The sequence below is a fragment of the Acinetobacter sp. ANC 3813 genome (assembly GCF_002135435.1).
Taxonomy (GTDB): domain Bacteria; phylum Pseudomonadota; class Gammaproteobacteria; order Pseudomonadales; family Moraxellaceae; genus Acinetobacter.
In genome coordinates this window covers 52,371-78,820 of sequence record NZ_NEGK01000007.1, presented here as the reverse complement: position 1 = coordinate 78,820, position 26,450 = coordinate 52,371, and the positions used below count along the sequence as shown (strand labels likewise).

Genomic DNA, 26,450 nt, shown 5'->3' with positions numbered 1-26,450 from the left:
ATCTTGGTTTTTTTGAAAAGCTGGATTTATAAGCTTATTTTAAAAAAATAGTCAGATCTTTTTGCAAGTTCTCTAAAGCAATTAATTTAAACGTTCTTAAGTGGCCGCGCAATGCTGAAACATCTTCAATTTCAGCAGTTTTACTGGAAATTTTAAATAAGTCCTGCGGGCCTAAAAAACACAGAATGTTACTTTGCGGATGAAACATTAAATCGCCATGGCGGTTTTTGAAAAAATCAGCCACACGCAGCACAAAGCCAGGGCTCATCAGTTTGGCGGTGTTCATTTCGTCGCTGCCATAGAATTTCAGCTTTTGATTGATTTGAATGTCGCTGCTGTTCCATGGGAAGCTAAAAGGATAATAAAAAGGCGTGTCCATACTGGTGATGGCGATGCCTTGCACATCAATGTCAAAGACAAAAACACCCCATAGGTCTTTATGGACTTCTTTGATTCTGACTTCTTCGCCGTTTTTATCACGGACTTTAAGTTCATTAATATAGTGGTATTGGAAAACCAGCACCTGATGCTGCTTGCCGTCTTCATCTTCCCATACACTGCTGGCATAATTGCTGATGTCATTGGACACCGATCCGCGGTTAAAAACAGGGAAGAGGTTTTTGAGATGCGCCATAAAATGGGCTTGATTCAATGGAATTGAAATATGCTGCGGCTGGCGGCCGAATTGCAGCTGATATTTCTTCGCAATGGTTTCACGTTCTAAAAACTCAATAACTTCTTCTACCGCGTCGTCCTGTTCATAGCTGAGATAGGCCCAGAACACCATCATTAGGCCTGCAACAAAACTCAGCTGCGCCCATAAATGTGAAGCTTGGACAAAGATGGGCAAAACCATCAGCACACCCAAAATTGCCAGAAGCCGCGGCAGCAGATTTTCAAAGCGGAGCGTTATGGGCGCATTCCATGGATGTAGTCCATCTAAAATGTCCTGATGGGAATGTGCGTTGCGGCCAAGGTCCCACAGCCGAGCAATATTGCGAAAAACCACTTCATTTTTCCTGCGGCGAATATGAATGGATTTTCTGACGGTATCGATCGGCATGGCGGTTCCTTAGTCAGCGTTATTAAGCAGAACGCATATTGTCGACCAGCATGGCGTCGCCATAACTGAAGAAGCGGTATTTGCTCTCTACTGCATGTTCATAGGCATTTAAGATATTGTCACGGTTCGATAGCGCAGACACCAGCATCAGCAGGGTAGATTCCGGCAAATGGAAGTTGGTGATCAGACGGTCAACCACTTTGAACTCATAACCCGGATAGATGAAAATCTGAGTATCGCCTGTCCAGCCTTTCAGCTCACCGCCATTGGCTTGTGCTGCGCTTTCAGTTGCGCGGGTAGCCGTTGTTCCGACAGCAATTACTTTATTGCCGCGGGCTTTGGTTTCACGGATCAGCGCCATAGACTCGTCTGATACATCGCACCATTCGCTGTGCATAATGTGATTTTCAATATCTGTGGTGCGTACAGGCAGGAATGTGCCAGCGCCCACATGCAGGGTCACAAAGGTTTTGTTAATGCCTTTGGCTGCCAGTTTGTTCAGCAGTTCTTCGTCAAAATGCAGGCTCGCTGTTGGCGCCGCAACAGAAGCCAATTTTGTTGGGTCATTAAATACAGTTTGATAGCGCTCTGTATCAATTTTTTCTGCTTCACGGTTAAAGTAAGGCGGAATAGGCAATGCGCCGTATTTGTCCAGCACATCTAAAATAGATTGTGAAAACTCCACGATAAATAAATTTTCATGGCGGCCTTTTACCGTCACTTTAACTTCATCAGGACCGATAAAGAGTTCTGCGCCTTCTTTTGGCGAGTTGCTGGCTTTAATGTGGCAATGCGCAACGAACTTGTCCATCATGCGCTCAACCAATACTTCTACAGCACCGCCTGTAGCGCGTTTGCCTTTCAGGCGCGCTTTCATGACTTTGGTGTCGTTCAGCACCAGTAAATCACCCGGCTGCAGCAGGTCTAAAATGTCTGTGAAGTGGTGGTCGTGATACTGGCCTTGCGCATCGAGGTGCAGCAGGCGGGAAGCGCTGCGGGTTTCTAGAGGATAGCGAGCGATCAGCTCATCTGGGAGATCAAAATTGAAATCAGAAAGTTGCATGAGAAATGTTTAAAACGGCAGGGCAATAAATTGCGCCTATTATATGCTTTTTTCTATTTTTCGGCTGATTTTGCTTATTTTTAAGACGAAAAAATATTGGTTGATTTAAAATTAATCAAACACATATATCTGTTGTTGACAGTGCCGAGAAATAGCGTATTATAGCCCTCATCCACTCCCGAGGTGGTGAAATTGGTAGACGCGGTGGACTCAAAATCCACTGTCAGCGATGACGTGTCGGTTCGAGTCCGACCCTCGGGACCAAGATTTAGAATCTTAGGATTCTTGAAAAACCCCAAGCTTATTCAGTCTTGGGGTTTTTTATTGCCTATTATAAAACAAATATTGATTCTTAATTTAATATGTCAATTTTAGATCCAGCTAACTTAATCGTTGTTATATTTATCATCTGTCTTGTTCTGAGTTGCTGGCTTATTGGCAAGTTGCGGCTTAGCCATTCAACCTTTGATTCTTTAGATCGTGAGTCACCTTTGGATGGGTTGAGGGGGGTATTAGCGCTTGCAGTACTTGTGCATCACTTCTTTATTACTTTTATGTGGAAGACGACTGGTGTATGGGATCACCCAGAGAATAAAATTTTAGATAATTTCGGCGCCATTCCAGTTTCGTTATTTTTTTTGATCACAGGTTTTTTGTTTATTCGCAAAATTCAGGAAAAAGAAATTAATTGGCCGAGAATCTTTAAATCGCGGGTGAAGAGGATTGTACCGCTTTATGCGGTTGTAACAGTAGCAGTCATTTTTTTAACACTTATAGATGTTAATTATGCTGAATATAATTTAAAGCAGATGTATAAGTGGTTAGAGGGTTGGATATTATTTAATGGTAAATCTTTAGGAGATTTTCCATCCACGCTCATTATTGCTGGTGTGAATTGGACGCTGATTTATGAGTGGGGATTTTATTTTTCTTTGCCCATTCTCCATGCAATTTTTCATAAAAAAATCATTGATAAGCGTTATTTTGCAATAGCCTTTGTTGTTTTTCTGGTCATTTTTTTAGAAACGAAAAGAAGTCTTTATCTGCTGTTTTTGCTGTCAATTTTTCCTATTTTATTTGAAGATGTGATTAAGCATCTCATGAAAAATAAGCCACTATTGATTAATATTGCTTTGCCTATGATTATTATTGTAGCCTTTGTTTTTACAACCCATTTTTCTAGTGTGCAAAAAATTTTAACGGCTTTAGTTTTTGCATTTATTTGCAATGGGTATAGCTTTGGGGGAATATTAAATAATACGGGTCTGCGTGTACTTGGTGATATTAGCTATAGCACATATCTATTGCATGGATTGGTATTGTATTTATTCTTTACCGTGTTTGGGTTGTATGATTTTAATCATGGCATGATGGGATATTTTTTAACTTTCCCGCTGGTTATTGCAACAGTTATTTTGCTGTCATTTGGATCATATAAATATATTGAAAAGCCATTCTTGAAAAAGAAAAGCTCTTAAAGCAAGAAGCCTTTTATTGTTGAAAGTAAAGTATAAATTGTAATACAAAAAAACCAGCGCCTAAGCGCTGGTTTTTTACGTCACTAACTTGCGTTAGTTAAGCATTTACTTATTGAGCTGATTCAAGTACTGCATTTAAAGTTGAGCTTGGACGCATCACTGCATTTACTTTTGCTGTATCAATTGCGTAGTAACCGCCGATATCAACAGTTTTACCTTGAACGGCAGCAAGTTCAGCAACGATCTTATCTTCGTTCTCAGCCAGTGTTTTTGCAAGCGGAGCGAACTTCGCTTTAAGCTCAGCATTTTCGTCTTGAGCAGCTAAAGCTTCAGCCCAGAACTTAGCTAAGTAGAAGTGGCTGCCACGGTTGTCTAGTTCACCTGTACGGCGTGAAGGAGACTTGTCGTTGTCAAGCAATTGGCCAGTCGCTTGGTCAAGTGTCTTCGCAAGAAGTTTTGCTTGAGCGTTGTCTTCTTTAATGCCCATTTCTTCTAAAGAAACAGCAAGAGCCAAGAACTCGCCTAAAGAATCCCAACGTAAGTGGTTTTCTTCAACAAGCTGTTGTACGTGTTTAGGTGCAGAACCGCCTGCGCCAGTTTCGTACATGCCGCCGCCAGCCATCAATGGAACGATAGACAGCATTTTAGCAGAAGTACCCAATTCCATAATTGGGAACAAGTCTGTCAGGTAGTCACGCAGGATGTTACCTGTTACAGAGATTGTATCTAGACCGCGAGCAACACGTTCAAGTGTATAGCGCATAGCACGTACTTGAGACATGATTTGAATGTCTAAGCCAGTTGTGTCGTGATCTTTCAAGTATTTTTCAACTTTCTTGATTACTTCATTTTCGTGCGGACGGTATGGGTCAAGCCAGAAGATAGCCGGCATGCCAGAGTTGCGTGCGCGAGTAACAGCTAGTTTTACCCAGTCTTGGATCGGTGCGTCTTTCACCTGACACATACGCCAGATGTCGCCTTCTTCCACGTTTTGAGACATTAAAACTTCGCCAGTTTCGATGTCGGTGATGTTTGCAATACCAGCAGCAGAAACTTCAAAAGTTTTGTCGTGAGAACCGTATTCTTCAGCTTTTTGAGCCATTAAGCCTACGTTAGGAACTGTACCCATAGTGCGGGGGTCAAAGTTGCCGTTCCACTTGCAGAAATTGATCATTTCTTGGTAGATACGCGCAAAAGTAGACTCAGGCATTACAGCTTTACAGTCGTATGGTTTGCCGTCAGCGCCCCACATTTTACCACCACCGCGAATCATTGCAGGCATAGAAGCATCTACAATAACGTCGTTAGGAGAATGGAAGTTTGTGATGCCTTTAGCAGAATCAACCATTGCAAGCGCAGGGCGGTGTTCTTGGCAAGCATGCAGATCTGCAATGATTTCTTCACGCACAGAAGTCGGAAGTGTTTCGATCTTCTCGTAAAGGCCAGCCATACCGTTGTTTACGTTAATGCCTAGCTCATCAAACAATTTGCCGTGTTTTTCAAAAGCGTCTTTGTAGTAAATTTTCACACAGTGACCGAATACGATCGGGTGTGAAACTTTCATCATGGTCGCTTTAACGTGTAAAGAGAACAAAATGCCCGCTTCACGGCAATCTTCAAGTTCTTTTTCGTAGAAATCGCAAAGCGCTTTCTTGCTCATGAACATTGAGTCAATGATTTCGCCGTCTTTCAGCGCAACTTTTTCTTTAAGAACGATTGTTTCACCAGAAGCAGTGATCAGTTCCATTTTAACGTTGCGAGCGCGGTCAAGCGTCATTGATTTTTCGCCATGGTAGAAGTCGCCTTCGTCCATGTGAGAAACGTGAGTTTGAGACCATTGTTTCCACTCATTCATAGAATGAGGGTGTTTTTTTGCATAGTTTTTAACTGCAGTTGGTGCGCGGCGGTCAGAGTTGCCTTCACGAAGCACTGGGTTTACAGCAGAACCCAAGCATTTGCCATAGCGTACTTTCAGCGCTTTTTCTTCAGCAGTAGTTGGATTTTCTGGGTAATCCGGGATTGCAAATCCTTTAGATTGAAGCTCTTTGATACATGCAGTCAACTGAGCAACAGAAGCGCTGATATTCGGGAGTTTGATAATGTTGGTATCAGGATCTTGAGTTAGACGACCTAGTTCAGCCAGGTTGTCAGCTACCTTTTGCTCGTCAGTTAAATATTCAGAAAATTCTGCGAGTACACGTGCAGCTACAGAGATATCAGTTTTTACGATCTCTACGCCAGCCGGCTTAGTAAAGGTCTCAATGATCGGCAGCAGTGAATAGGTCGCTAACAGTGGCGCCTCATCGGTCAAAGTGTAAATGATTGTTGACTTTCCACCAGCCATATATAGCCCCTTGCTTTGATTGAGTTGAACTGGACCGAGCTTGTGGCTTAGTCCCGAGAACCGGTTTGCTTAAATAAAACATTAAGGTATTGGTGCTAATTGCACCGCAGCCAAACAGCAATATCAATGCATATTGGTCTTTGGCTGAAAATTTGCTTACATCAGTGTTGTTCACCGATGGCAATATTCTACGCGAAATTTAGCCACTTTTCGACTTTGGCAAGGGTGATGTACTGCTGAAGTGCGGAAAATGGATGCTGGTGGTGCTGAAGTGGAATATGGCTTTTATTTTTAATTTTATTTATTTAATTCAGTTGTTTATGTTGATATCTTAGTGCTATTGGAGAGCATTTTTTAGTAGGGCGCTTTTGCTTAAAGCTAAACTAATTACTTGCAACATGTTGGGTATCATGAAAATAAATTATTGTATAGGGCATACAGCGATTTTTTTCTGTCCCGAACAGTCAACATTCCGCTGCTTCATTTGTCCGCGGCTTTTCATTTTTCAGTATTTAAAAAAGCATTTAACAGCAGCATATGCATCTCTTTTTTAGCATGGCTATACATCAGTGTGGGGATATCATGTTCCGCATTTTTTTGAACGTGTATTGTAATAACTGACATTGCTGATTTTGTGAAGTGCTTCGATTATTTACATTCCTGCAACATAGTGGGTAAATGAATGGTTTATTATATTAAATTATTGAAATTAAATAACTAATAAAATAATCACTTCGTTTTTTTACGCTTTATTCTGTATCTGAGTACCCTGTATTCGTATATGGTGATTGTGCTGTTTGTTTAATTTTGTTAATTACAATACTATAAAGTTGAGCGCATAAGTTGGTTTTATCCTTTTTAAACACATGCAGGTGAAACGCTATGGCATTTGAATTGCTCGAAATCGGCACACAGACAGAACAATTGGCTGCCTGCAGACTGGCTTTGCTCATGGGTGTGTATACCGAAGATAACCGTGTCGCAGACTTTTTAAAATTTTCCCGCGGTATGCTGCATGCGGAAAATGCGATTTTGGCCTTTCATGATGAGCCTTATATTTGGCATTCATCGGCTGAGGGCTGTAAGCCGTTTTTGGCAAAAAAAGGGGTGAATTTAATTCCTTATTTTGATGGTGCTGACTGTATAGACAGCGCACATCCCAACTATATGGCTTTTTCTCAATATGTGGCTCAGCTTGGCGCAGAGCATCAGCGCTTAACTGCCTTTAATTTGCATGAAGGCGAAGTGCAAATTGGTCAGGTGCTGCTGTTTGATGATCAGGCAGTCCCATTTGAACCAAAACAAAAAGAAATTGTGCAAGAGTTTGTTTTTAGTCTGATTAATATTATTAAGCTGCGTTTAGAAAACTCAGAATTAAAAGAAATGTATGAGCAGCAGTCCGCGCTCAATTCCAGCAAAACGAAATTCTTTCAAATTATTGCGCATGATCTGCGCGCGCCTTTTCATGGCTTGCTTGGATTTTCTGAAGTGCTGGCGGAAGAGCGCGATACCTTAGATGAGTCCAGTATTCAAAATATTGCAGACTATTTATTAGATACTGCGCAATCCACCTATAACCTTTTAGAAAGCTTGCTGAATTGGGCGATGTCGGAAGGCGGGCGCTTTGTTTATCACCCGATTAATTTTGAATTGGGGCAATCGGTCAAAATTGTGCATGATGTGCTGAATAGTTTGGCAATCAATAAAAATATTGAGCTGGTGAATGAAGTGCCTGCAGGTTTGAAAATACATGCAGACATTAATATGGTGACCTCGGTCATTCAAAACCTTGTGTCTAATGCGCTGAAATTTACCAATACCGATGGTACTGGAAAAGTGATTTTAAGAGCCTGCCTTGCATCAAATGGCGTGCGCTTAACCATACAAGATACGGGCTTGGGTATGACCCAGCATCAGCAGGAACAGCTGTTTGATCCGAAAATTCAAGTGAGTTCTCAAGGAACTTTGGGCGAAAAGGGCACAGGACTGGGATTGATCCTATGCAAGCGCTTTGTTGATTTGAATCAGGGGGAAATTCAGGTCAATTCAAAAGAGGGTGAAGGTACACAATTTAATGTCACTTTCCCATTTGCCCTAAGCCATCACGCTTTGGAAAATAGCAGCCCGCAGGGAGATAAGCCGAAAGAAAAAGCTGCACCTTGAATAAAAATATGAAATTCCTTTCCACGATTGGTTTTGAGCTGATATAACTAGAAAAAAATCTGGGTTATGGGTTTAAAAAATGAATGTGGAACAATTGCAAAAAACATTGCGCGCCAGCCAATATGCGGAACAGGTATTGGGCATACACCGTGATTTAATAGAACAAGATTATGCAGTTGATCAATTTTTAAAACCTTTAAGCACCGCAGATATTCAAGCCTTTGTGCACACCGCTTTAGAGCATATTTCAGATGAAACTTCATGGATGCGTGTACTGCGTGTACTGCGCGCGCGTCTGATGTTCCGCTGGATTTGGCAAGATGCAAACACCTTAACCGATGTTGTCACCCTAACCCGTGAGCTGTCTGACTTTGCAGATGTTGCCATTTGTGAAGCAAAAACATTTGCATATGCACCGCTCAAAGCCAAACATGGCGAGCCACTGGGCTATAACGGCAAAGTGCAGGATCTGATTGTGATTGCTATGGGGAAGCTGGGCGCGCAGGAACTGAATTTATCCAGTGACATTGACCTGATTTTCGCTTTTGATGAGCAAGGTGAAACCAATGGCCGCAAGTGCATTGATGTGCAGCAGTTCTGTATTTTGTGGGGGCAGAAACTGATTTATCTGCTGGACCATATGACTGCAGATGGCTTTGTATTCCGTGTTGATATGCGCCTGCGTCCGTGGGGCGATGGTTCTGCTTTGGCCATTAGCCATGTCGCACTGGAAAAATATTTGAGCCAGCATGGCCGTGAGTGGGAGCGCTATGCCTGGATCAAAGCGCGTATTGTGACGGGCGGCAAAGAGGGTGATGAACTGCTGGATATGACTCGCCCATTTGTATTCCGCAAATATGTGGATTACACCGCTTTTGAAGCGATGCGTGAAATGAAAGCCATGATTGAGCGGGAAGTGCAGCGCCGCAATATTGAAGATGATATTAAGCTTGGTGCAGGCGGTATTCGTGAAGTCGAATTTATTGTGCAGGTCTTTCAGCTGATTTATGGCGGTTCAAAACTGGAGCTGCAAGACCGACAGTGTTTAGTCAGCCTGCATCATTTGGGTGAAGTCGGCTTGCTGGATACTCAATCTGTGATTGATCTGGAAGATGCCTATTTATTCTTGCGCCGTGTGGAACATGCGATTCAAGCGCTGAATGATCAGCAGACCCAGTCTTTGCCAAATGAACCTGAACTGCGTCAGCGGATGATTGACACTTTGGGCTTTGCAGATTGGGATAGCTTCATTCAATTTTTGGATCAAAAGCGCACTAAAGTGACCTTCCAATTTGAGCATTTAATTAAAGAAAAAGGGCTGGAGTCACCTGTAGAAAGTTTTAGCCAGCTGGAAAATCAATTGTCTGAAGTGCTGGATGATGGGGCAAAAAACCTGATCCATGAATTTTGGCATGGGCATGCCATTAAAAAATTGCCAGCTAAAGCCGTTCAGCGCTTAAAAGAGTTTTGGCCGCATTTGATTGAAGCGGTTTTACAGTCAGATCATCCGCAAATGGCTTTAATCCGCTTAATGCCTTTGGTGGAATCGGTCATGCGCCGCACCGTGTATTTGGTCATGCTGATTGAAAGCAAAGGCGCCTTACAGCGGCTGGTTAAAATGGCCACAGTCAGTCCGTGGATTTGTGAAGAATTAACACATTATCCTGTGCTGCTGGATGAATTTTTGTCCATGGATTTTGAGTTGCCAAAGCGCAAAGATCTTGAAGATTCGCTGCGTCAGCAGCTGCTGCGCATTGAGCTGGATGATGTTGAGGATTTGATGCGGGTGCTGCGCCTATTTAAAAAGTCCAATGTCTTAACCGTCGCAGCCAGTGATGTATTGGCGGAAAGCCCGCTGATGAAAGTGTCCGATGCACTGACAGAAATTGCCGAAGTCTCAGTTGGCGCCACTTTGAATCTGGCCTATCAGATGATTGCAAAAAAACATGGCTATCCTGTTGATGTAGAAGGTCAGCGCTGTTCTTTGGATCATATTGCCTTTGCGGTTGCAGGCTATGGCAAACTGGGCGGCATTGAGCTGGGCTATGGTTCAGATTTGGATCTAGTGTTTATCCACTCCATGGATGAACAGGCCGATACTGATGGTTTGAAGCCAATCAGCGGTTTTGAATTTGCCATGCGTGTCGCGCAGAAATTCATGTCCCTCATGACCACACAAACGCTGGATGGCCGGGTCTATGAAATTGATACGCGCCTGCGCCCATCGGGCGAAGCCGGTTTGCTGGTCACCAGTCTAAAAGCCTTTGAACAGTATCAGTTCAAGAGCGCTTGGCTCTGGGAGCATCAGGCTTTGGTGCGCGCCAGATCGATTGCAGGCGAAGACGAACTGCGTAAAAAATTTGAAGAACTGCGCTGCCGTATTTTGATTCAGCCCAGAGATGAAGGGAAGGTGCGCGCAGAAGTGCTGAACATGCGTCAAAAAATGAAAGATCACTTGGGTTCATCTAAAGAACAGCAAAAAGAGGGGATTTTTCATTTAAAACAGGATGCAGGTGGTATCGTTGATATTGAATTTATGGCACAGTATGCGGTATTAGCATGGAGTGGTGCGAATCCAGATCTCGCTCACTACTCCGACAACGTACGAATCCTTGAAGACGCCGCAAAAGCAAGTTGCTTATCCAGTGACGATGCGACAGCATTGATTCAAGCTTATCTTCGCGAACGAGCCGAGAGTCACCGCTTAGCCCTTGCAAATCAATCCATGCAAGTTTCGGCAAGCGCCTGGCACGATACCCGAGAGGCCGTTTGCAAGTTATGGCAAAGATTAATTGATCCAAGCGCAGCTGTTGCCTTGGATAAAAATGACTGTGTATAAAAATTTGGAGTGTGTGCCATGAATTTGGCTGATCGTGATGGTTTTATTTGGCAAGATGGACAATTAGTTGACTGGCGTGAAGCAAAAACTCACGTCTTAACACATACTTTACACTACAGTATGGGTGTGTTTGAGGGTGTCCGTGCCTACGAAACTCCGAATGGTACGGCTATTTTCCGTTTAAAAGAACACACTAAGCGTCTGCTTAACTCTGCAAAAATTTATCAAATGAAAGTTCCATTTGATCAAGCAACGTTAGAGCAAGCTCAAATTGATGTGGTTCGTGAAAACAAATTAGCGTCTTGCTACTTGCGTCCAATTATCTTTATCGGTTCAGAAAAGCTTGGTATTGCTGCAACTGATAATACAATTCATGCTGTTGTTGCAGCGTGGAGCTGGGGTGCTTACCTTGGCGAAGAAGCAATGGCGAAAGGCATTCGTGTTAAAACCTCTTCATTTACACACCATCACCCGAACGTGACGATGTGTAAAGCTAAAGCATCTGGCAACTATACTTTGTCGATCCTTGCGCACCAAGAAGTAGCGCATTCAGGCTATGACGAAGCAATGCTTCTCGATCCTCAAGGCTATGTATGCCAAGGTTCTGGCGAAAACGTATTCCTCGTGCGTGATGGCGTAATTCATACTCCTGATATCGCAGGCGGCGCGTTGGACGGTATTACTCGTCAAACGATTATCACTATTGCCAAAGACCTTGGCTTTGAAGTGGTTGAACGCCGTATTACCCGTGACGAATTCTACATCGCTGATGAAGCATTCTTTACAGGTACTGCTGCAGAAGTTACGCCAATTCGTGAATATGACGACCGTCAGATTGGCGAAGGCGTACGTGGTCCAATTACGACTCAAATTCAAAAAGCATATTTCGATGCTGTTCAAGGCAAAGATCCTAAATATGCTCACTGGTTAACTTACGTAAAATAAGCTGATCAGTTAAGATGAAAAGGCGGAGCGGAAGTTCCGCCTTTTTTATTGGCTAAAATTCAGGATGGTTTATGCATATTGTGTATGTCAGTGATGGTAAGGCAGGGCACCGCTCACAGGCAGCTGGCCTCTATAAGGCGATGCAAAGACAATCTGCAGAACCAGTGACTTTTGAAGAAATTTCAATAAATGATCTGCCGATGTTTCCATTAATTAAGGCCATATTTCAGCATCAGCCGTCGCTTTGCGCACAAGCGCCAGATTATATTATTGGTGTGGGCAGCCATACACAGTCGCGGGTTTTACTGCTGGGCAAAGTATATCAGCAGGCAAAAACCGTCATTCTGATGAAGCCGAATTTCCCCTTCAGCTGGTTCAATCATGTGATTATTCCAGAACATGACGGCATCGCGGAGCTGGGCAATGTCATCTTAAGCAAAGGCGCGCTGAACCCAATTGTGAATGAACAGCGGCACATCCAGAACCGGATACTCATTGCTTTGGGCGGTTCTTCTAAACGACATCAGTGGAATACAGAAAAAGTACTGTCAGCGATTGAGAATATCGTAACTCTTAATCTGCAAGCCGAAATTATTTTAACGACTTCACGCCGTACACCGGCGGAGTTTTTGAGCCAGCTTCAGCAGCAGCCGTTTGCCGCGCACTTGCAAATTTTCCCTGTAGAGCAAACACCGCAAGGCTGGATTTTTGAAGAGATGCAGAAAGCCGAAGCGGTTTGGGTGACTGAAGACAGCGTTTCGATGATCTATGAGGCATTAACTGCCGGCTGCCGTGTTGGCGTGATTGAGATGAATCGCCTGAAAGAAGACCGGATTACCAAATCGGTCAGTCAATTGGCGCAAGACGGCATTGTTGCTTATACAGCGTCTATTTCGGCCTTGCCTGAGGCTTATGCTTTTAAAGAAAGTGATCGTGTGGCAACATATCTATTAGCAAAATAATTGGTTTTGACTGTGATTTATTTACTCATTCTGCTTGTCGTATGCTTGGCTGTGTTTAGTATGAAATATGGCTGGTGGAAAACTGCTGTTGATTGGAAGCGTCCGAGAGTATTAATGTACCACATGGTGCGTGAACATATAGACGGCGCCAAATTCAATAAACTTAGGGTAAAGCCAGCTGAGTTTGAAAAGCAGGTCGCTTGGATGAAAGCGCAAGGTTTTCATTTTGTCACCATGCAGGAGCTGCAAGACAATTGGGGGCATCACCCAGAAAAAACCGTTGCTATTACTTTTGATGACGGTTATTTAGATAATTTGGAACATGCCTATCCAATTTTAGAAAAATACCAAGCCAAAGCCACCATTTATGTGGTGGTGGACCGTCATGACCGTGATTGGTCGACCTATAAAAAAGCCCATCACAATAGCGGCGAGCTGGCGCGAGAGCCAAAGCTAAACGATGAGCAGGTGGCTTTTCTGGCGCGAAGCGGCCTTGTGGAAATTGGTTCACATACATTGACACATGCCAATTTAAATAAGCTGGACGATGAAGCTTGCCTCGCTGAATTAACCGAATCAAAACAGCAATTGCAAGGGCTCACTGGGGCTGCAGTCAATAGTTTTGCCTATCCTTTTGGGATCTATTCAGCGCGTGATGTTCAATTGGCGCAACAGGCTGGCTACAGCAATGCAGTGACGACAGTTGAGGGTATTGATGGTTTAAAACCAGACTTTATGCAGCTGCAGCGTATTAAAATCAGCGGTAAAGACTCGATGTTTGCAGTGAAGCTGCGTTTGAAGTTGGGTAAGCGAGAGGGTTCGTAAATGAAAATCACGCTGGTCATGGCTGGGGATGAAGAAGGCGGTTTAGAGAAGCACGTTGTGGAACTGGCTCATGAGTTAATGGCTGAGCATGAAGTGACCGTCATTGCACATGAAAAATACCGCAGCCGTTTAGATACAGCCTTTATTGCAGTAGATCTGTCTAAAAGCAGAAGAAATGTTCTTGTTTTATATCAGCTTTATAAAGCATTGAAACAGCTGCAGCCTGATATTGTGCACGTCCACGGCAATAAAGCCGCAGCTATGGTCGGGCGTGTTTTAAACTTTTTGCCGCTGAAAAGTGTGGCGACGCTGCATAGCCGTAAAAAAAATACCAAAATGTTTAAAAATTTTGATGCAGTGATTGCTGTGAGCCCAAATGCCGCAGAAGTCTTAGAGCATCCAAATAAGCATATCATCCTTAATGGTATTACTCCGCCAAAGCTAAATGCCGAAGCTGTGAAAAGCATGCCTTCTGTGGTTTTAGCTGTAGGGCGTTTGGTTCCTGTAAAAGGTTTTGATGTATTGATTCAAGCTTGGAAAGGCATTTCAAATGCTCAGCTTTGGATTGCAGGTGATGGCTTTGAGCAGCAAAAGCTTGACGCGCTGATCAAAGAGCTGGCGCTGGAAAACAGTGTGAAATTGCTCGGTTTTCGAAGCGATATTACGGATTTGATGCAGCAGGCTTCACTTTATGTGATGTCTTCTCATTATGAAGGATGTCCTTATACGATGATTGAAGCGCTGCTTTGTAAAACACCGATGGTTTCAACTGCGGTCGGCGCGATGACGCAAATTTTACCAAAGCAGTATCTATGCGCCGAAAATGATGTCAGCGCTTTGCATGATTTACTTGCGCGCTCATTAGACGATTTAACGCAGGTAGAGCAGGATTTTATTCCTGTATTTGCAGATGCGGAGCAAAATTTAGTACTCGAAGGCATGGTCAAAAATATTGAACAAGTGTATTTACAGGTGCTGAATGAACGTGCATAAGCCCATTATTTTAATTTTGACGGATGGCAGGCCCGGTCATGAAACACAGTCAATTGGTATCGCTAAAATTTTAAATGATGACCAATCATATGAAATTCAATTTTTAAAAATTCAGCAGCCGTCTAAGTTCTTTAAACAAGTATGTAAAAAAGCCTATTCATGGCTGCCGAAATTTTGGATGCTGAAACATTTTATATCAACTGAGCAAATACAGCATTTAAGCGCCAAACAGAATGTTCAATATATCGTGTCTGCAGGCGGTGATACGCTGCTGCCGAATGCTTTGCTTAAGTTCGGATTGACGTATCAAAACAGATCAGTCAAAAATATTATCGCAACCTCTTTAAGAGGCATGCCGCCCTCTGCTTATGATTTGGTTTTTACCATTGATGAGGCTAAGCAGCATTGTCTGCCATATGTTTATTATCCTGTAGCGCCTAATAAATTAATCAGTTTTAACTTACAGCAGGATATTGCTCAAGCGCGGAAATCTTTAAAGATCGATGTGAACAGTCTGCATTGCTGGAGTGTTTTAATTGGCGCTGATACGCAAGATGTGAAAATTGGCGCTGCAGAGCATTGGGTCGCCATGATTCAAGAGATTCATGCGCACGCACCCAATGATCAGATTTTTATCACGACATCCCGTCGCACATCGCCAGCCTTTGAGGCTAAGCTTAAGGCTTTGGCCGATCAGCCCAATACACATTTAATTTTAGTGGGCGAGGGAAATCAAACACCGATTCAAGATTTAATTTATGCCGCCGATTATATTCTTTGTTCGCCAGATTCAACATCAATGGTGAGTGAGTGCGTGATGGCGGAAAAAAAATTAATCGTGCCGTGCTTTTCGGATACTAATCTCAGCCAACAATTCGTAGATTATTATGAAAAAATTAAAGAATTTGTAGATTTGACTGAAAGCAGCCGCATCTATGAAGTGTTTTTGAAAAATAGCGCGAGCATTGATCATAAACAGCATTTAAAGCAAATCTTTCTGCAAGCTTTAGATCGTTGATGCTGTGATCTGCATTAATTTTGAATTGAATAGAGGCTAAAAAGCGGTGTTTTAGTGCATATGAATTTTGTACAAGCATTGCTTTTAATTCGTTGTAATAGCAGTAATTTAAAAATTTAGATGATAAAATTACGACAAAATATTTTTGGGTAGTTTTTATACATGCGAATTTTAGTGACAGGTGGTGCTGGTTTTATTGGTTCAGCCGTAATTCGCCATATCATTCAAAATACTAATAATGAAGTGATCAATGTTGACAAACTTACCTATGCAGGCAATTTAGAATCACTCTTATCTGTAAGTGACAGTGCCCGCTATCAATTCAGCCAAACGGACATTTGCGACCGTGCGGCACTCGACCAAATCTTTCAAGAATTTAAACCTGATGCTGTGATGCATTTGGCTGCCGAATCACACGTAGACCGTTCGATTACGGGCCCTTATGCCTTTTTAGAAACCAATATTATCGGAACCTATCATTTACTCGAAGCATCGCGCCAGTACTGGAATGAACTGGGAGAAGAGGGTAAAAGCAATTTCCGTTTCCATCATATTTCTACAGATGAAGTGTATGGCGATTTAGAAGGTACAACGGATTTATTTACTGAAACCACATCTTATGCGCCAAGCTCACCTTATTCAGCGAGTAAGGCCAGTTCGGATCATTTAGTCCGGGCATGGAACCGCACTTATGGGCTGCCTGTGGTGGTAACCAATTGTTCAAATAATTATGGACCATTCCACTTTCCTGAAAAGCTGATTCCTTTGATGATTTTAAATGCACTTCAAGGGAAACCGCTTCCTGTGTACGGCAATGGCCAGCAAATTCGTGATTGGCTATTTGTTGAAGATCATGCCCGCGCACTTTATAAAGTGGTTACTGAGGGGGCTGTCGGTGAAACATATAATATTGGCGGTCACAATGAAAAAGCCAATATTGACGTTGTGCACGGCATTTGTGAATTGCTGGAAGAGCTTGCGCCAAATAAGCCTGCTGGTATTAGCATCTATAAAGATTTGATTACCTATGTCAAAGACCGTCCAGGGCATGACGTGCGTTATGCAATTGATGCTTCAAAAATTAAAAATGAATTGAATTGGGTTCCTGAAGAGTCTTTTGAAACAGGTCTAAGGAAAACAGTAGAGTGGTACTTGAGCAATACAGAATGGGTTGAGCATGTGCAAAGCGGTGAATATCAGAGCTGGCTGAATAAACAGTATCAGGACCAGCCATGAAAATTTTACTGCTCGGGAAAAATGGCCAAGTAGGCTGGGAACTGCAGCGTGCGCTCGCCCCTTTGGGTGAGGTTATTGCCTTGGATCGTCATGGCGCACAAGGCCTGCAAGGGGATATGTCTCAGCCGGACGCGGTAAAAGAGACTATCTTGAAGCTTCAGCCTGATGTTGTTGTCAATGCGAGCGCGTATACTGCGGTAGATTTGGCGGAAACTGAACAAGGCTTGGCGCAGTGTATTAATTTTCATGCGGTGCAAAGTGTTGCGGAAGCCTGTTTAGAAACAGGCGCTTTGCTGGTGCATTATTCAACAGACTATGTGTTTAATGGACAGGGGCAAACAGCATTTTTAGAGTCGCATGAGGTTGATCCGATCAATGTATATGGACAAACTAAAGCGCAGGGCGAACAGGCGATTGCAGCTTCAGGCTGTAAATATCTTATTTTCAGAACTTCATGGGTTTATGCCGCAAAAGGCAAAAATTTTTTGAAAACCATGCTGAATTTGGCGCAGCAACGGGAAGAGCTGTCAATTATTGACGACCAGATTGGCGCACCGACATCTGCTGAGCTGATTGCGGATATTACAGCTCAAGTAATTCCTCAGGTGATGAGGGATTCTTCTAAATCAGGCATCTATCATTTGGTCGCAAGCGGCGAAACATCGTGGTTTGATTATGCAAATTATGTGTTCGAGCAAGCGAAGCTGTCAGGTGCTGAGTTAGCTGTAGCGAAAGTAAATCCTATTCCGACTGAAGCCTATCCGACACCGGCAAGCAGACCGCATAATTCCAGACTGAATAACCAAAAACTTCAAAGCGCTTTCCAGTTGCACTTACCGGATTGGCAGTTGGGCGTGCAAAGAACATTAATGGAGTTGTTAAATCAATGAGTACAAAACGTAAAGGCATTATTTTAGCTGGCGGTTCAGGCACACGGCTGCATCCTATTACAAAGGGCGTATCAAAGCAGATGCTGCCTATTTATGATAAGCCGATGATTTATTATCCACTTTCAGTGCTGATGCTGGCTGGCATTCGCGAAGTGTTGGTTATTTCTACTCCAGAAGACTTGCCTAATTATGAAAAGCTGCTCGGCGATGGCTCTCAATTCGGCATTGAGTTAAGTTACAAAGTTCAGCCGTCTCCAGATGGATTGGCGCAAGCTTTTCTGATTGGCGAAGAGTTTATTGGACAGGATAATGTTTGTTTAATTCTGGGCGATAACATCTATTATGGTCAGAGTTTCAGCAAGCAATTGGAAGCTGCAGATGCACGTGAACATGGTGCAACAGTATTCGGCTATCACGTTACAGATCCAGAGCGTTTTGGCGTTGTAGAGTTTGACCAAGACGGGCGTGTGCTGAGTATTGAAGAGAAGCCTGTGCAGCCGAAGTCGAATTATGCAGTAACAGGTTTGTATTTTTATGATAGCCGCGTAGTGGAATTTGCAAAACAAGTGAAGCCTTCGGCGCGCGGTGAGCTTGAAATCACGGATATTAACAATGCTTATCTGAAAGATGGTTCTTTAAATGTAGAATTGCTTGGTCGCGGTTTTGCTTGGTTGGATACTGGTACGCATGAATCTTTGCTGGAAGCAGGTCAATTTGTGTATACGGTTGAAAAGCGCCAGTCTTTGAAAGTGGCATGTCTGGAAGAAATTGGTTTCAATCAAGGCTGGATTTCTAAAGAGAAATTAGCTGAAAGTGCGGATGCATTAAAGAAAACCGAATACGGACAATATCTTTATAAATTGCTGGATGAAGCGAAGTGAAAGTAGAAACGACTAAAATTGAAGGCCTTTTAATTCTTCATCCGAATGTATTTGGTGACGATCGCGGCTGGTTCATGGAAAGCTTTAATCAGCAGCGTTTTGAGCAGGCATTAACTGAACTCAATTTGCCAGTTCCTGTCTTTGTGCAGGACAATCATTCACTTTCACAAAAAGGTGTATTGCGCGGCCTGCATTTTCAGAATGCGCCACATGCCCAAGGAAAACTTGTACGTGTTGTTCAAGGTAGAGTATGGGATGTTGCTGTTGATATTCGACCAGATTCTAAAACCTATGGGCAATGGGTTGGCGTTGAGTTAAGCGCAGAAAATAAAACCATGTTCTGGATTCCAGAAGGTTTTGCGCATGGTTTTATTGCTTTGGAAGATAATACTCAGTTTTTGTATAAAACCACCAATTACTATAACAAAGAAAGTGAAGGGGCGATTATTTGGAATGACCCTACGCTTGCAATTGATTGGCCTTTAGCTGAACTTGATGAAGTGCTGGTGAGTGATAAGGATAAAGAAGCGAAGCCTTTTTAAAATAAAAGCAGCTGCATACACAATTCCATGCAGCTGCTTTAGATCGTTAATTTTTTCTCATTTTTTCTTCTATTAGATTTAGGCTGGATTTGGTCATATTTTCATAAGAAAATAAATCCTTTTTTCTGTTCCATAAAGTGGTATGTATATTTTCTTTATGATGCACTAAGTATGGGACAGTCGTTACCACTGCTAAATTACTTTTATTTTCTATGTATCGATCAATAGCATTGTTTTTGAGGCTTCTATTGCGATAATCCCATTGAATAATATAGTCATAAATTGACTGATTATAAATATTAAACACCATGCCAGTCGTTTTATTCAGATTTATATATTTGAAAAACTCATCACTTCCATTTTTTTGTACAGAAGCTGTTTGGTCTAAATCAGTGACGTGGCCAGAGAATAGATCCCACTGACAATCAGGCCCATTTAATTTTGCATGAATGCTATTAAGCTTTTTATCTAAATTAGCCGGCAGCAGAACATCATCTTCGCAGATAGTGACATCTGTATAGCCATGCTGCTGAGCGAACTTCATCATGTACTTGTAGCTTAACCCGCAGCCAATCCAAGGAATCTGATGTCTAAGTCCAGAAAATTTTGAAATTTTATTGTACTTCGCTAATTCTTCTTCAAAGGCATTACTTCGATCCGAATATTCAGGTAAACCTAAACACCAAAAGTTTTCTAAGGGATTGAAAGTTTCTGATGTACGGTTATACATCGTATCAAAGTCGATGATATCCAATGACAGGAGTAGGCGGTTAAAATAAAAATCAAACTGTGTTTGTTTCTTATTTTTAAATGCTTGGATTGCTTTCTTTCGCTCTGTGAAGTCGTTGGGTGAATTTAACCAGAAACTGATTTTATGAATCATTTCTTGAATATTATCAATTTCAACAAAATCGACTAGATTTTCTAGATCTGTATATGATTCGAAATCAGAACTTTTTTCTGAAATAATTAATGCGTCATTAGATAAGCACTCATATATTCTTGTAGTTTCAAGCAAAGCATTTTCATAATAATGAATATTAAGAATAACCTTACTTTTCTTTATATAGTTCCAAATATCTTGACCAAATGAATTATTAATAATTTTAACTTTAAAATGTTTGCTGATCTCTGAAATATAAGCTTTTCTACGTTCATTATTTGTATCACCATAAAATAAGACGTCATATTCATATGTGTGACTATCTTCAATCAGAGGTGTTGCCGATATAGGTAAATAATATAAGCTTGAAACAGGAATAGATTTTGATAAATATTGAATATTGGTAATAGAGTAGTCAGCAACTAATATTGCATTTTTTAATTTTTCAAGCTGATTTTCTGAAAACCAGCGATCTGAAACAGTTTGTTCCAACTGAAATGCGATATAGCAGTCAGGAAATTTTTTAAAAAATTGCGGACAAATGATTATGTATAAATCATCATTAAAATTCTTAGGATAATTTTCGTAATAGACTTGATAGTCAATTTTAGCCTGTTCTAAGCATTTCTTAATCAGCTCAGTTATGAAAATTGTATGCTTGGTTGCAAAAATAATAACTTTCTTATTCTTTTTTAAATTCCACTGTTCTAATTGAACCAGCGTCATTTTTTTGTTCCAAAAGTTTTTTGTTTCTTTGAAACTATGGCTATTGTAATATCTTCTGAAAAATTGCCACAATTTCCCCACACTGCCATGCTCTCTATATAATGATTGCAGAGTTAAAATGAATTTTTTCATTATGTTGATTCCTAGGAATTTTGATGAAATTTATTTAAAGATACTCTGAATCGTCTTAATTGGAGCAATAACAAGGACTGACAATAGAAACTGTAAAAGCAATTTAAGAACAAGTATAGGGGCAAATGGCAGGGGAACCGTTTGCAATGCGGTTAAGCTGGTTGGAATGATTTTTTTATAATAGCGTCTTCTAATGGCTAAAGACGCATTTTTGCGCTTTTCCTTTTTAATTTGCTTAAGATTGTAATCAGTTAAATGCTGAACATTTGTATTTGTATTCAAATTTAAGAATACTTGAATTTCATTTCTGAATAAGAGTACTTGTCTTCTGACCTCAAAATGATCTTTTTTATGACGAGCCTGTGCAATGACACTGGTATTATGATATCTAAAATAATTCAAACATTCTGCGCAGTAATAGATTTCACCTTGAGAAATAATCTTAAGCCAAATCTCCCAATCTCCAATGAAGCGCAGGGAAGGATTGGCTCTGCCGACATCAATGTAAGTCTGTTTTTTGAAGATTACACCACTTGCATTCGGGACAGTATTTTGATCGATTAAATACTTTTCTATATATTTTAGACCAGACATGGTAAAAGAATTTTCAAATTCTTCAGAATTAATTGGATCAGTCTGCTCTTTCCATGTGCCGGTTAACTCACCTTCAGCACTCATTTTGTAGGATTGTGAATAGGCTAAAACTAAGTTTTGGTTCTGGTCAAACTGCGGAATAAGTTTCTCTAAAAAATGAGGATCAGCTGTATCATCCGATTCAGCAATCCAGATCAATTCGCCTTTTGCTAAATCAATGCCTTTATTCCATTGATAGAAAGTAGAACCCGAATTCTGCTCATTAATAATGCAATGTGAAACTTTTGGGTGAGTTTTATATTTTGCTAAAATTTCAGCTGTATTGTCAGGCGAGAGATCATCGAGCAGAATGACTTCAAAATCAGTGTAGGTCTGATTAAGAATACTGTTGATTCTTTCTTCAAGATATTGAGCATGATTATAGCTCGGAACAATAACGCTAACGAACACAATAAAAAACCTTTAAAAATTTGACTGCAGCAAAAATTATTTATTTACTAAACTAATTAAAGTTTGAATTCTCTTAGCATAAGTATGCGATTCGCGGACTTTGGCTAAGCCTGCTTCTGAGCGAATTATGGGTTGATTTAATTTGTTTTTCAATTCTTCAGGATTCGAAAAACAAATAATTTCTTCTTGTATATCAAAAACAAGCTCTAAATCTTTAACATACTCACTGACTAAAATACATCCGCATGCAGGCGCTTCAAAGCAGCGCATATTCATCCCTTGCCGAATGTTATTTTTATTGATGACATTTAATACAAATCTATGCTGCCGATATAATTGAGCAACTTCAGTCAGCGGGATATTGTGAGGATGAATGATGCAATCCGCTTTTTGCAGCTGATGCCAGCCTTTGCCATAAACCGTTAAAGGCACGGGAATCTGCTCAATTAATTCCTGACGGTCCTGTGACCACGCGCCTATAAATAATAAACGGTCTTTTTTGGGCGTTTCATCGGCAAAGAAAACATCAGGGTTAAATGCCAATGGCAGGTATGCAGTTTTTTCTAAGCCGATTTTCTGCGCATCTTGGACAAAGCTTGAGTCTGTAAAACAATATAAATCAATTACATCTTTAGATTTAAACAGTCTTTCATCGAAAAAATCACCAATCCAATGCACTTTTTTTGCTGAGGATTCATCAAGTGCACTTAACAAGTAATCGTTAAAGTAAAACAAATCTGCTATCAAAATCAGATCGGGCTGAAATCCTGCTAACTTTTTTTTAAGCAGGTTTGCCGTATATTTATCTTTATTGGAAATGAGTTTCTTGATTGCGCGTTCAAAGTTATTGTTGTGATTTAACGCAAAACCTTGAATATTATATTCTTGATTTGGGAGATCGGAGGCGAGTAAATTTTCATACCATTGCAGAATGCCGCCTCGTTTTCCAATGATCAGAATATTTTTCATTCGTCCTTATCCGCATTGCCTTTGAGGACCATGTAGATTAAGCCGACAAAGATCAGCAAGGCGCCGCCTAGACTGCTGACACAGAAAATGACAATACGGTTATACGTGGTTAAATTGAACAGCTGATTGTCTACGATATAGCGCATGAAAATCCATTGCACAACAGCGAAAATAATAAGAACGATTGCACGGCGGCGGACTTCAGGACGCATAGCCATAGGAGATTCACTTACTAACAGTGGAAATTGTGGCTATTATGCCACTGTCCATAATTGATCTCAATTGAATCCAGTGCATCCTCTGTAATCTGCATGGCGGTGTAGGTGAATAGTTCCTATACGCAGCCTAAAAAGTATATTTAAGGCATGTTATTTGCGGTAAGGATTGACTCCGCCAGTACGGTTGCGAAAGCGCTTATAGGACCAGATATACTGTTCCGGCGCTGTGTTGATGATATCCTGCATAGCATGATTTAAAGCTTTGATAGAAAGCTGCAGATCTTTTGATAATATGTCCTCTGACAGCGCGGTGCAATGTACATTGAATTTAGACGGATCGCTGCTGCGGACACAGCTGAGGCCAATGACGCTGCATTGGGTTTTACTGGCCAGCTTGGAAACAATGGTTGCGGATAAAGTACTTTGCTGAAAGAACTCAGCATAGATGCCGCCTGATGCTTTAGGCAGATGATCAGGCAGGATGACAGTTAAGCCGCCACTTTTAAGATGTTTGAAAATAGCGCGGATGCCCGTTTCATCGGTTGGAACTAGCGTAGCGTTAAATTGCTGGCGCGCTTCCAATAAATAGCGGTTAACCCCTTTGATTTTATTTGGCTTATACATAATCATGGGCTGAGTATGTACATTGAGCCACGCATTCAGCAATTCCCAGCAGCCAAAATGCGGTATAACGACAATCACGCCTTTTTGACTGGCGAGCGCATCAGTCAGTATGGTTTCGCCCTCAATCTTGTCAAATAAGTTCAGACTGTATTGCGGCGGCATGCCCCAGCATTTCACAAATTCTAAATAGGTCATGCACTGGCTGCGGACACTGGCGCGAATCAGCTGAGTGCGTTCTTCATCATTCAGCTGCGGGTAGGCCAGCTGAATATTGATGGCTGTAATCCGTTTTATAGAAGAATTAAAACTGTTGAGTATGCATGCTGCCCAGCAGGCTAGCGTTTGTAAAAACCAGAGCGGCAGTTTTGACGCAAGTTTAAGGATCAAATACATGAGAGGGATATTGCTCAGACATCTTAAAAAAGATGATAAACGGTCGGTGAGGCAGGAGCGTGAGCGGTCTCAGGCAAATAATTCTAAAGCTGCAGATCAGAATTTAAACTAAGCCTATGATTAATCAGGTACTCGAGCTGGATAATATAGAAAAGCTATCATAACGCAGATGCAGATTTATGCAGTATCTAATATGTTCAAAATGGCGTGAGCCATCAAATGCATCAATATTTAAAGAAATTACATTGGCGTAAAAAAGCCCTGCATGTGCAGGGCTTTTTTATTTCCTTTTTGTATTTCTTCCAAAGGGAGAAAAAGAAGGAATTAAAAAATTATTTAGCTTCTTCTGCTTTTGGCTTTTCACGCAAGCGGATGCCTAGGTCACGAAGTTGATTTGCTTCAACTGGCGCAGGCGCTTGAGTTAGTGGACATTCAGCAGTTTTGGTTTTCGGGAACGCAATCACGTCACGAATTGAAGCACCGCCTGTCATGAGCATCACTAAACGGTCAAGACCGAATGCCAAACCGCCGTGCGGAGGCGCACCGTATTTCAATGCATTTAACAAGAAGCTGAATTTTTCTTCGGCTTCTTCTTCACCAATGCCAAGCGCTTCAAAAATTGCTTTTTGCATTTCCAGGTTATGAATACGAAGAGAACCGCCGCCGATTTCAGTACCGTTCAATACCATATCGTAAGCAACTGAAAGCGCTTCACCTGGGTTGTTCTTCACTTCTTCTACGCTTGATTTAGGCAGCGTGAATGGGTGGTGAACAGAAGTCCAGCCATTATCAGTTTCTTCGAACATTGGGAAGTCAACGACCCAAAGCGGCGCCCACTCGCAAGTTGCAAGTTTCATGTCATGACCGATTTTCACACGAAGTGCGCCCATCGCATCATTTACAATTTTAGCTTTGTCCGCACCGAAGAATACGATGTCGCCATTTTCAGCGCCAACACGTTTTAATAGATCAAGCACGATTGGCTCGATGAATTTAACGATTGGAGATTGTAAGCCTTCGATGCCTTTTTCAAGTTCGTTGACTTTGATGTACGCCAAACCACGTGCACCGTAGATGCCAACGAATTTCGTGTATTCATCAACTGCAGAACGTGGAAGTGAACCAGCACCTGGTACACGTAAAGCCACGATACGGCCTTTAGGATCTTTAGCAGGGCCTGCGAATACTTTGAATTCAACGTCTTGCATCATGTCTGCAACGTCAACCAATTTCAAAGGAATACGCATATCCGGTTTGTCAGACGCATAATCACGCATAGCATCGTTATATGTCATGCGTGGGAATTTGTCGAAATTAACGTTTAGAAGTTCTTTGAACATCTTAACCGTTAACGTTTCCATTAAATCCATGATGTCATCGTCACTCATGAACGATGTTTCAACGTCGATTTGTGTGAATTCTGGCTGACGGTCAGCACGTAAGTCTTCATCACGGAAACATTTAGCGATTTGGTAATAACGATCGATACCGCCCACCATCAACAACTGTTTGAACAGCTGCGGAGATTGCGGAAGCGCATAGAAGCTGCCGTTAGAAACACGACTTGGCACTAAATAGTCACGTGCGCCTTCAGGTGTAGCACGCGTTAGAATCGGTGTTTCTACGTCTAAGAAACCATTGTCTTCGAAGTAGTTGCGAATCAGGTTAGTCAATTTAGAACGGAAACGAAGACGATCTAACATTTCTGGACGACGGATGTCCAAGAAACGGTATTTCAAACGTACTTCTTCAGAAATATTTGTATTTTCGTCATTCAATGGGAATGGCGGAGTTTCAGATTGCGCAAGAACTTCAATTTCTTTGCCTAAAACTTCGATTTGACCACTCACGATATTCGCGTTTTCAGTACCTTCGTAACGGCGGCGCACACGGCCTGTAATTTTTAATACGAATTCTGAACGTGATTTGTCTGCAGTTGCGAAAGCTTCTGGAGTATCTGGGTCAATAACCACTTGAACAAGGCCGTCACGGTCGCGCATGTCAAGGAAGATTACACCACCGTGGTCACGGCGACGGTGAACCCAACCGCATAATGTAACGGTTTGGTCAATTTGAGCTTCGGTTAAAGAACCGCAGTAATGAGTTCGCATCATAGCGTTAGAAATCCAACTATATGGGTTAAGGTCAGCGAATACGTAAACAGCGTACCGCTTTTATTCGAATGGGGGATTATGCCTCTTTTTGGCTATTTTGTCACA

At 41.8% G+C, this 26,450-nt stretch carries 21 protein-coding genes and 1 tRNA gene; 13 read left to right on the top strand and 9 right to left on the bottom strand.

From position 1 onward, the window contains the following. Positions 1-34: 34 nt before the first annotated feature. Both B9T34_RS11585 and queA read right to left on the bottom strand, forming a co-directional pair. A complete protein-coding gene (locus B9T34_RS11585) occupies positions 35-1,063 on the bottom strand; it encodes a hypothetical protein (RefSeq protein ID WP_086213289.1) in 1,029 nt (342 codons plus the stop codon). A gap of 22 nt (positions 1,064-1,085) precedes the next feature. Then, entirely contained in the window at positions 1,086-2,126 is a 1,041-nt protein-coding gene (queA, locus tag B9T34_RS11580; protein WP_086213288.1) for a tRNA preQ1(34) S-adenosylmethionine ribosyltransferase-isomerase QueA, read from the bottom strand. Between the two features lie 177 nt (positions 2,127-2,303). Here queA and B9T34_RS11575 point away from each other — a divergent pair. Then, positions 2,304-2,390, top strand: a tRNA-Leu gene (locus tag B9T34_RS11575). Positions 2,391-2,488: 98 nt separating this feature from the next. Next, positions 2,489-3,604: an acyltransferase family protein gene (locus B9T34_RS11570; RefSeq protein ID WP_086213287.1), complete on the top strand. Its 1,116-nt coding sequence runs from the start codon at positions 2,489-2,491 to the stop codon at positions 3,602-3,604. A gap of 109 nt (positions 3,605-3,713) precedes the next feature. On the opposite strand, the gene B9T34_RS11565 is transcribed toward B9T34_RS11570, so the two are convergent. Beyond that, positions 3,714-5,948, bottom strand: a complete 2,235-nt coding sequence (locus B9T34_RS11565; protein ID WP_086213286.1) for an NADP-dependent isocitrate dehydrogenase — start codon at positions 5,946-5,948, stop codon at positions 3,714-3,716. Positions 5,949-6,830: 882 nt separating this feature from the next. On the opposite strand from B9T34_RS11565, the gene B9T34_RS11560 reads away from it, so the two are divergent. The 11 genes from B9T34_RS11560 (at position 6,831) to rfbC (ending at position 19,242) form a co-directional block, all read left to right on the top strand. After that, positions 6,831-8,111: a sensor histidine kinase gene (locus B9T34_RS11560; RefSeq protein ID WP_086213285.1), complete on the top strand. Its 1,281-nt coding sequence runs from the start codon at positions 6,831-6,833 to the stop codon at positions 8,109-8,111. 79 nt (positions 8,112-8,190) lie between these two features. Further along, on the top strand, positions 8,191-10,950 hold the full coding sequence (gene glnE / locus B9T34_RS11555; protein WP_086213284.1) for a bifunctional [glutamate--ammonia ligase]-adenylyl-L-tyrosine phosphorylase/[glutamate--ammonia-ligase] adenylyltransferase: 2,760 nt from the start codon (positions 8,191-8,193) through the stop codon (positions 10,948-10,950). 18 nt (positions 10,951-10,968) lie between these two features. Further along, a complete protein-coding gene (locus B9T34_RS11550; RefSeq protein WP_086213283.1) occupies positions 10,969-11,895 on the top strand; it encodes a branched-chain amino acid transaminase in 927 nt (308 codons plus the stop codon). A gap of 71 nt (positions 11,896-11,966) precedes the next feature. Then, positions 11,967-12,857 (top strand): mitochondrial fission ELM1 family protein, encoded by an 891-nt coding sequence (locus B9T34_RS11545; RefSeq protein WP_086213282.1) that lies wholly within the window; start codon positions 11,967-11,969, stop codon positions 12,855-12,857. 12 nt (positions 12,858-12,869) lie between these two features. Next, entirely contained in the window at positions 12,870-13,682 is an 813-nt protein-coding gene (locus B9T34_RS11540) for a polysaccharide deacetylase family protein (protein WP_086213439.1), read from the top strand. Then, positions 13,683-14,675 carry a glycosyltransferase gene (locus B9T34_RS11535; protein WP_086213281.1) on the top strand — a complete coding sequence of 331 codons (993 nt, stop codon included), beginning with the start codon at positions 13,683-13,685 and terminating at the stop codon, positions 14,673-14,675. It begins immediately after the preceding gene. Beyond that, entirely contained in the window at positions 14,662-15,693 is a 1,032-nt protein-coding gene (locus B9T34_RS11530) for an ELM1/GtrOC1 family putative glycosyltransferase (protein WP_086213280.1), read from the top strand. The genes B9T34_RS11535 and B9T34_RS11530 overlap by 14 nt, the downstream gene beginning before the upstream one ends. Positions 15,694-15,855: 162 nt before the next feature. Further along, on the top strand, positions 15,856-16,929 hold the full coding sequence (gene rfbB, locus B9T34_RS11525) for a dTDP-glucose 4,6-dehydratase (RefSeq protein WP_086213279.1): 1,074 nt from the start codon (positions 15,856-15,858) through the stop codon (positions 16,927-16,929). Continuing rightward, a complete protein-coding gene (gene rfbD / locus B9T34_RS11520; protein WP_086213278.1) occupies positions 16,926-17,819 on the top strand; it encodes a dTDP-4-dehydrorhamnose reductase in 894 nt (297 codons plus the stop codon). Before rfbB ends, rfbD begins: the two co-directional genes overlap by 4 nt. Further along, positions 17,816-18,700: a glucose-1-phosphate thymidylyltransferase RfbA gene (gene rfbA, locus B9T34_RS11515; protein ID WP_086213277.1), complete on the top strand. Its 885-nt coding sequence runs from the start codon at positions 17,816-17,818 to the stop codon at positions 18,698-18,700. Before rfbD ends, rfbA begins: the two co-directional genes overlap by 4 nt. Further along, positions 18,697-19,242: a dTDP-4-dehydrorhamnose 3,5-epimerase gene (gene rfbC, locus B9T34_RS11510; protein ID WP_086213276.1), complete on the top strand. Its 546-nt coding sequence runs from the start codon at positions 18,697-18,699 to the stop codon at positions 19,240-19,242. Before rfbA ends, rfbC begins: the two co-directional genes overlap by 4 nt. 46 nt (positions 19,243-19,288) lie before the next feature. On the opposite strand, the gene B9T34_RS11505 is transcribed toward rfbC, so the two are convergent. From B9T34_RS11505 to aspS, 6 genes are all read right to left on the bottom strand, one after another. Further along, positions 19,289-20,983, bottom strand: a complete 1,695-nt coding sequence (locus tag B9T34_RS11505) for a glycosyltransferase (RefSeq protein ID WP_086213275.1) — start codon at positions 20,981-20,983, stop codon at positions 19,289-19,291. A gap of 30 nt (positions 20,984-21,013) precedes the next feature. Further along, on the bottom strand, positions 21,014-22,027 hold the full coding sequence (locus B9T34_RS11500; protein ID WP_086213274.1) for a glycosyltransferase: 1,014 nt from the start codon (positions 22,025-22,027) through the stop codon (positions 21,014-21,016). Positions 22,028-22,063: 36 nt separating this feature from the next. Next, the gene (locus B9T34_RS11495) at positions 22,064-22,996 is read right to left on the bottom strand and encodes a CgeB family protein (RefSeq protein ID WP_086213273.1); all 933 of its coding nucleotides are present in this window, start codon (positions 22,994-22,996) and stop codon (positions 22,064-22,066) included. After that, positions 22,993-23,214, bottom strand: a complete 222-nt coding sequence (locus tag B9T34_RS11490) for a hypothetical protein (protein ID WP_086213272.1) — start codon at positions 23,212-23,214, stop codon at positions 22,993-22,995. Before B9T34_RS11490 ends, B9T34_RS11495 begins: the two co-directional genes overlap by 4 nt. Positions 23,215-23,364: 150 nt before the next feature. Beyond that, positions 23,365-24,231, bottom strand: coding sequence for a lysophospholipid acyltransferase family protein (locus tag B9T34_RS11485; protein ID WP_086213271.1), 867 nt, complete (start codon positions 24,229-24,231; stop codon positions 23,365-23,367). 332 nt (positions 24,232-24,563) lie between these two features. Next, positions 24,564-26,345, bottom strand: coding sequence for an aspartate--tRNA ligase (aspS, locus tag B9T34_RS11480; protein ID WP_086213270.1), 1,782 nt, complete (start codon positions 26,343-26,345; stop codon positions 24,564-24,566). Positions 26,346-26,450: the final 105 nt, after the last annotated feature.

Excerpts from the sequence above, each read along its gene's own strand:
- B9T34_RS11490 (WP_086213272.1), bottom strand. The coding sequence starts at position 23,214 with ATGGCTATGCGTCCTGAAGTCCGCCGCCGTGCAATCGTTCTTATTATT.
- B9T34_RS11495 (WP_086213273.1), bottom strand. The coding sequence starts at position 22,996 with ATGAAAAATATTCTGATCATTGGAAAACGAGGCGGCATTCTGCAATGG.
- glnE (WP_086213284.1), top strand. The coding sequence starts at position 8,191 with ATGAATGTGGAACAATTGCAAAAAACATTGCGCGCCAGCCAATATGCG.
- B9T34_RS11505 (WP_086213275.1), bottom strand. The coding sequence starts at position 20,983 with ATGAAAAAATTCATTTTAACTCTGCAATCATTATATAGAGAGCATGGC.
- rfbA (WP_086213277.1), top strand. The coding sequence starts at position 17,816 with ATGAGTACAAAACGTAAAGGCATTATTTTAGCTGGCGGTTCAGGCACA.
- B9T34_RS11565 (WP_086213286.1), bottom strand. The coding sequence starts at position 5,948 with ATGGCTGGTGGAAAGTCAACAATCATTTACACTTTGACCGATGAGGCG.
- B9T34_RS11485 (WP_086213271.1), bottom strand. The coding sequence starts at position 24,231 with ATGTATTTGATCCTTAAACTTGCGTCAAAACTGCCGCTCTGGTTTTTA.
- queA (WP_086213288.1), bottom strand. The coding sequence starts at position 2,126 with ATGCAACTTTCTGATTTCAATTTTGATCTCCCAGATGAGCTGATCGCT.
- aspS (WP_086213270.1), bottom strand. The coding sequence starts at position 26,345 with ATGATGCGAACTCATTACTGCGGTTCTTTAACCGAAGCTCAAATTGAC.
- B9T34_RS11535 (WP_086213281.1), top strand. The coding sequence starts at position 13,683 with ATGAAAATCACGCTGGTCATGGCTGGGGATGAAGAAGGCGGTTTAGAG.
- B9T34_RS11570 (WP_086213287.1), top strand. The coding sequence starts at position 2,489 with ATGTCAATTTTAGATCCAGCTAACTTAATCGTTGTTATATTTATCATC.
- B9T34_RS11550 (WP_086213283.1), top strand. The coding sequence starts at position 10,969 with ATGAATTTGGCTGATCGTGATGGTTTTATTTGGCAAGATGGACAATTA.
- B9T34_RS11530 (WP_086213280.1), top strand. The coding sequence starts at position 14,662 with ATGAACGTGCATAAGCCCATTATTTTAATTTTGACGGATGGCAGGCCC.
- rfbD (WP_086213278.1), top strand. The coding sequence starts at position 16,926 with ATGAAAATTTTACTGCTCGGGAAAAATGGCCAAGTAGGCTGGGAACTG.
- B9T34_RS11585 (WP_086213289.1), bottom strand. The coding sequence starts at position 1,063 with ATGCCGATCGATACCGTCAGAAAATCCATTCATATTCGCCGCAGGAAA.
- B9T34_RS11545 (WP_086213282.1), top strand. The coding sequence starts at position 11,967 with ATGCATATTGTGTATGTCAGTGATGGTAAGGCAGGGCACCGCTCACAG.
- rfbB (WP_086213279.1), top strand. The coding sequence starts at position 15,856 with ATGCGAATTTTAGTGACAGGTGGTGCTGGTTTTATTGGTTCAGCCGTA.
- B9T34_RS11560 (WP_086213285.1), top strand. The coding sequence starts at position 6,831 with ATGGCATTTGAATTGCTCGAAATCGGCACACAGACAGAACAATTGGCT.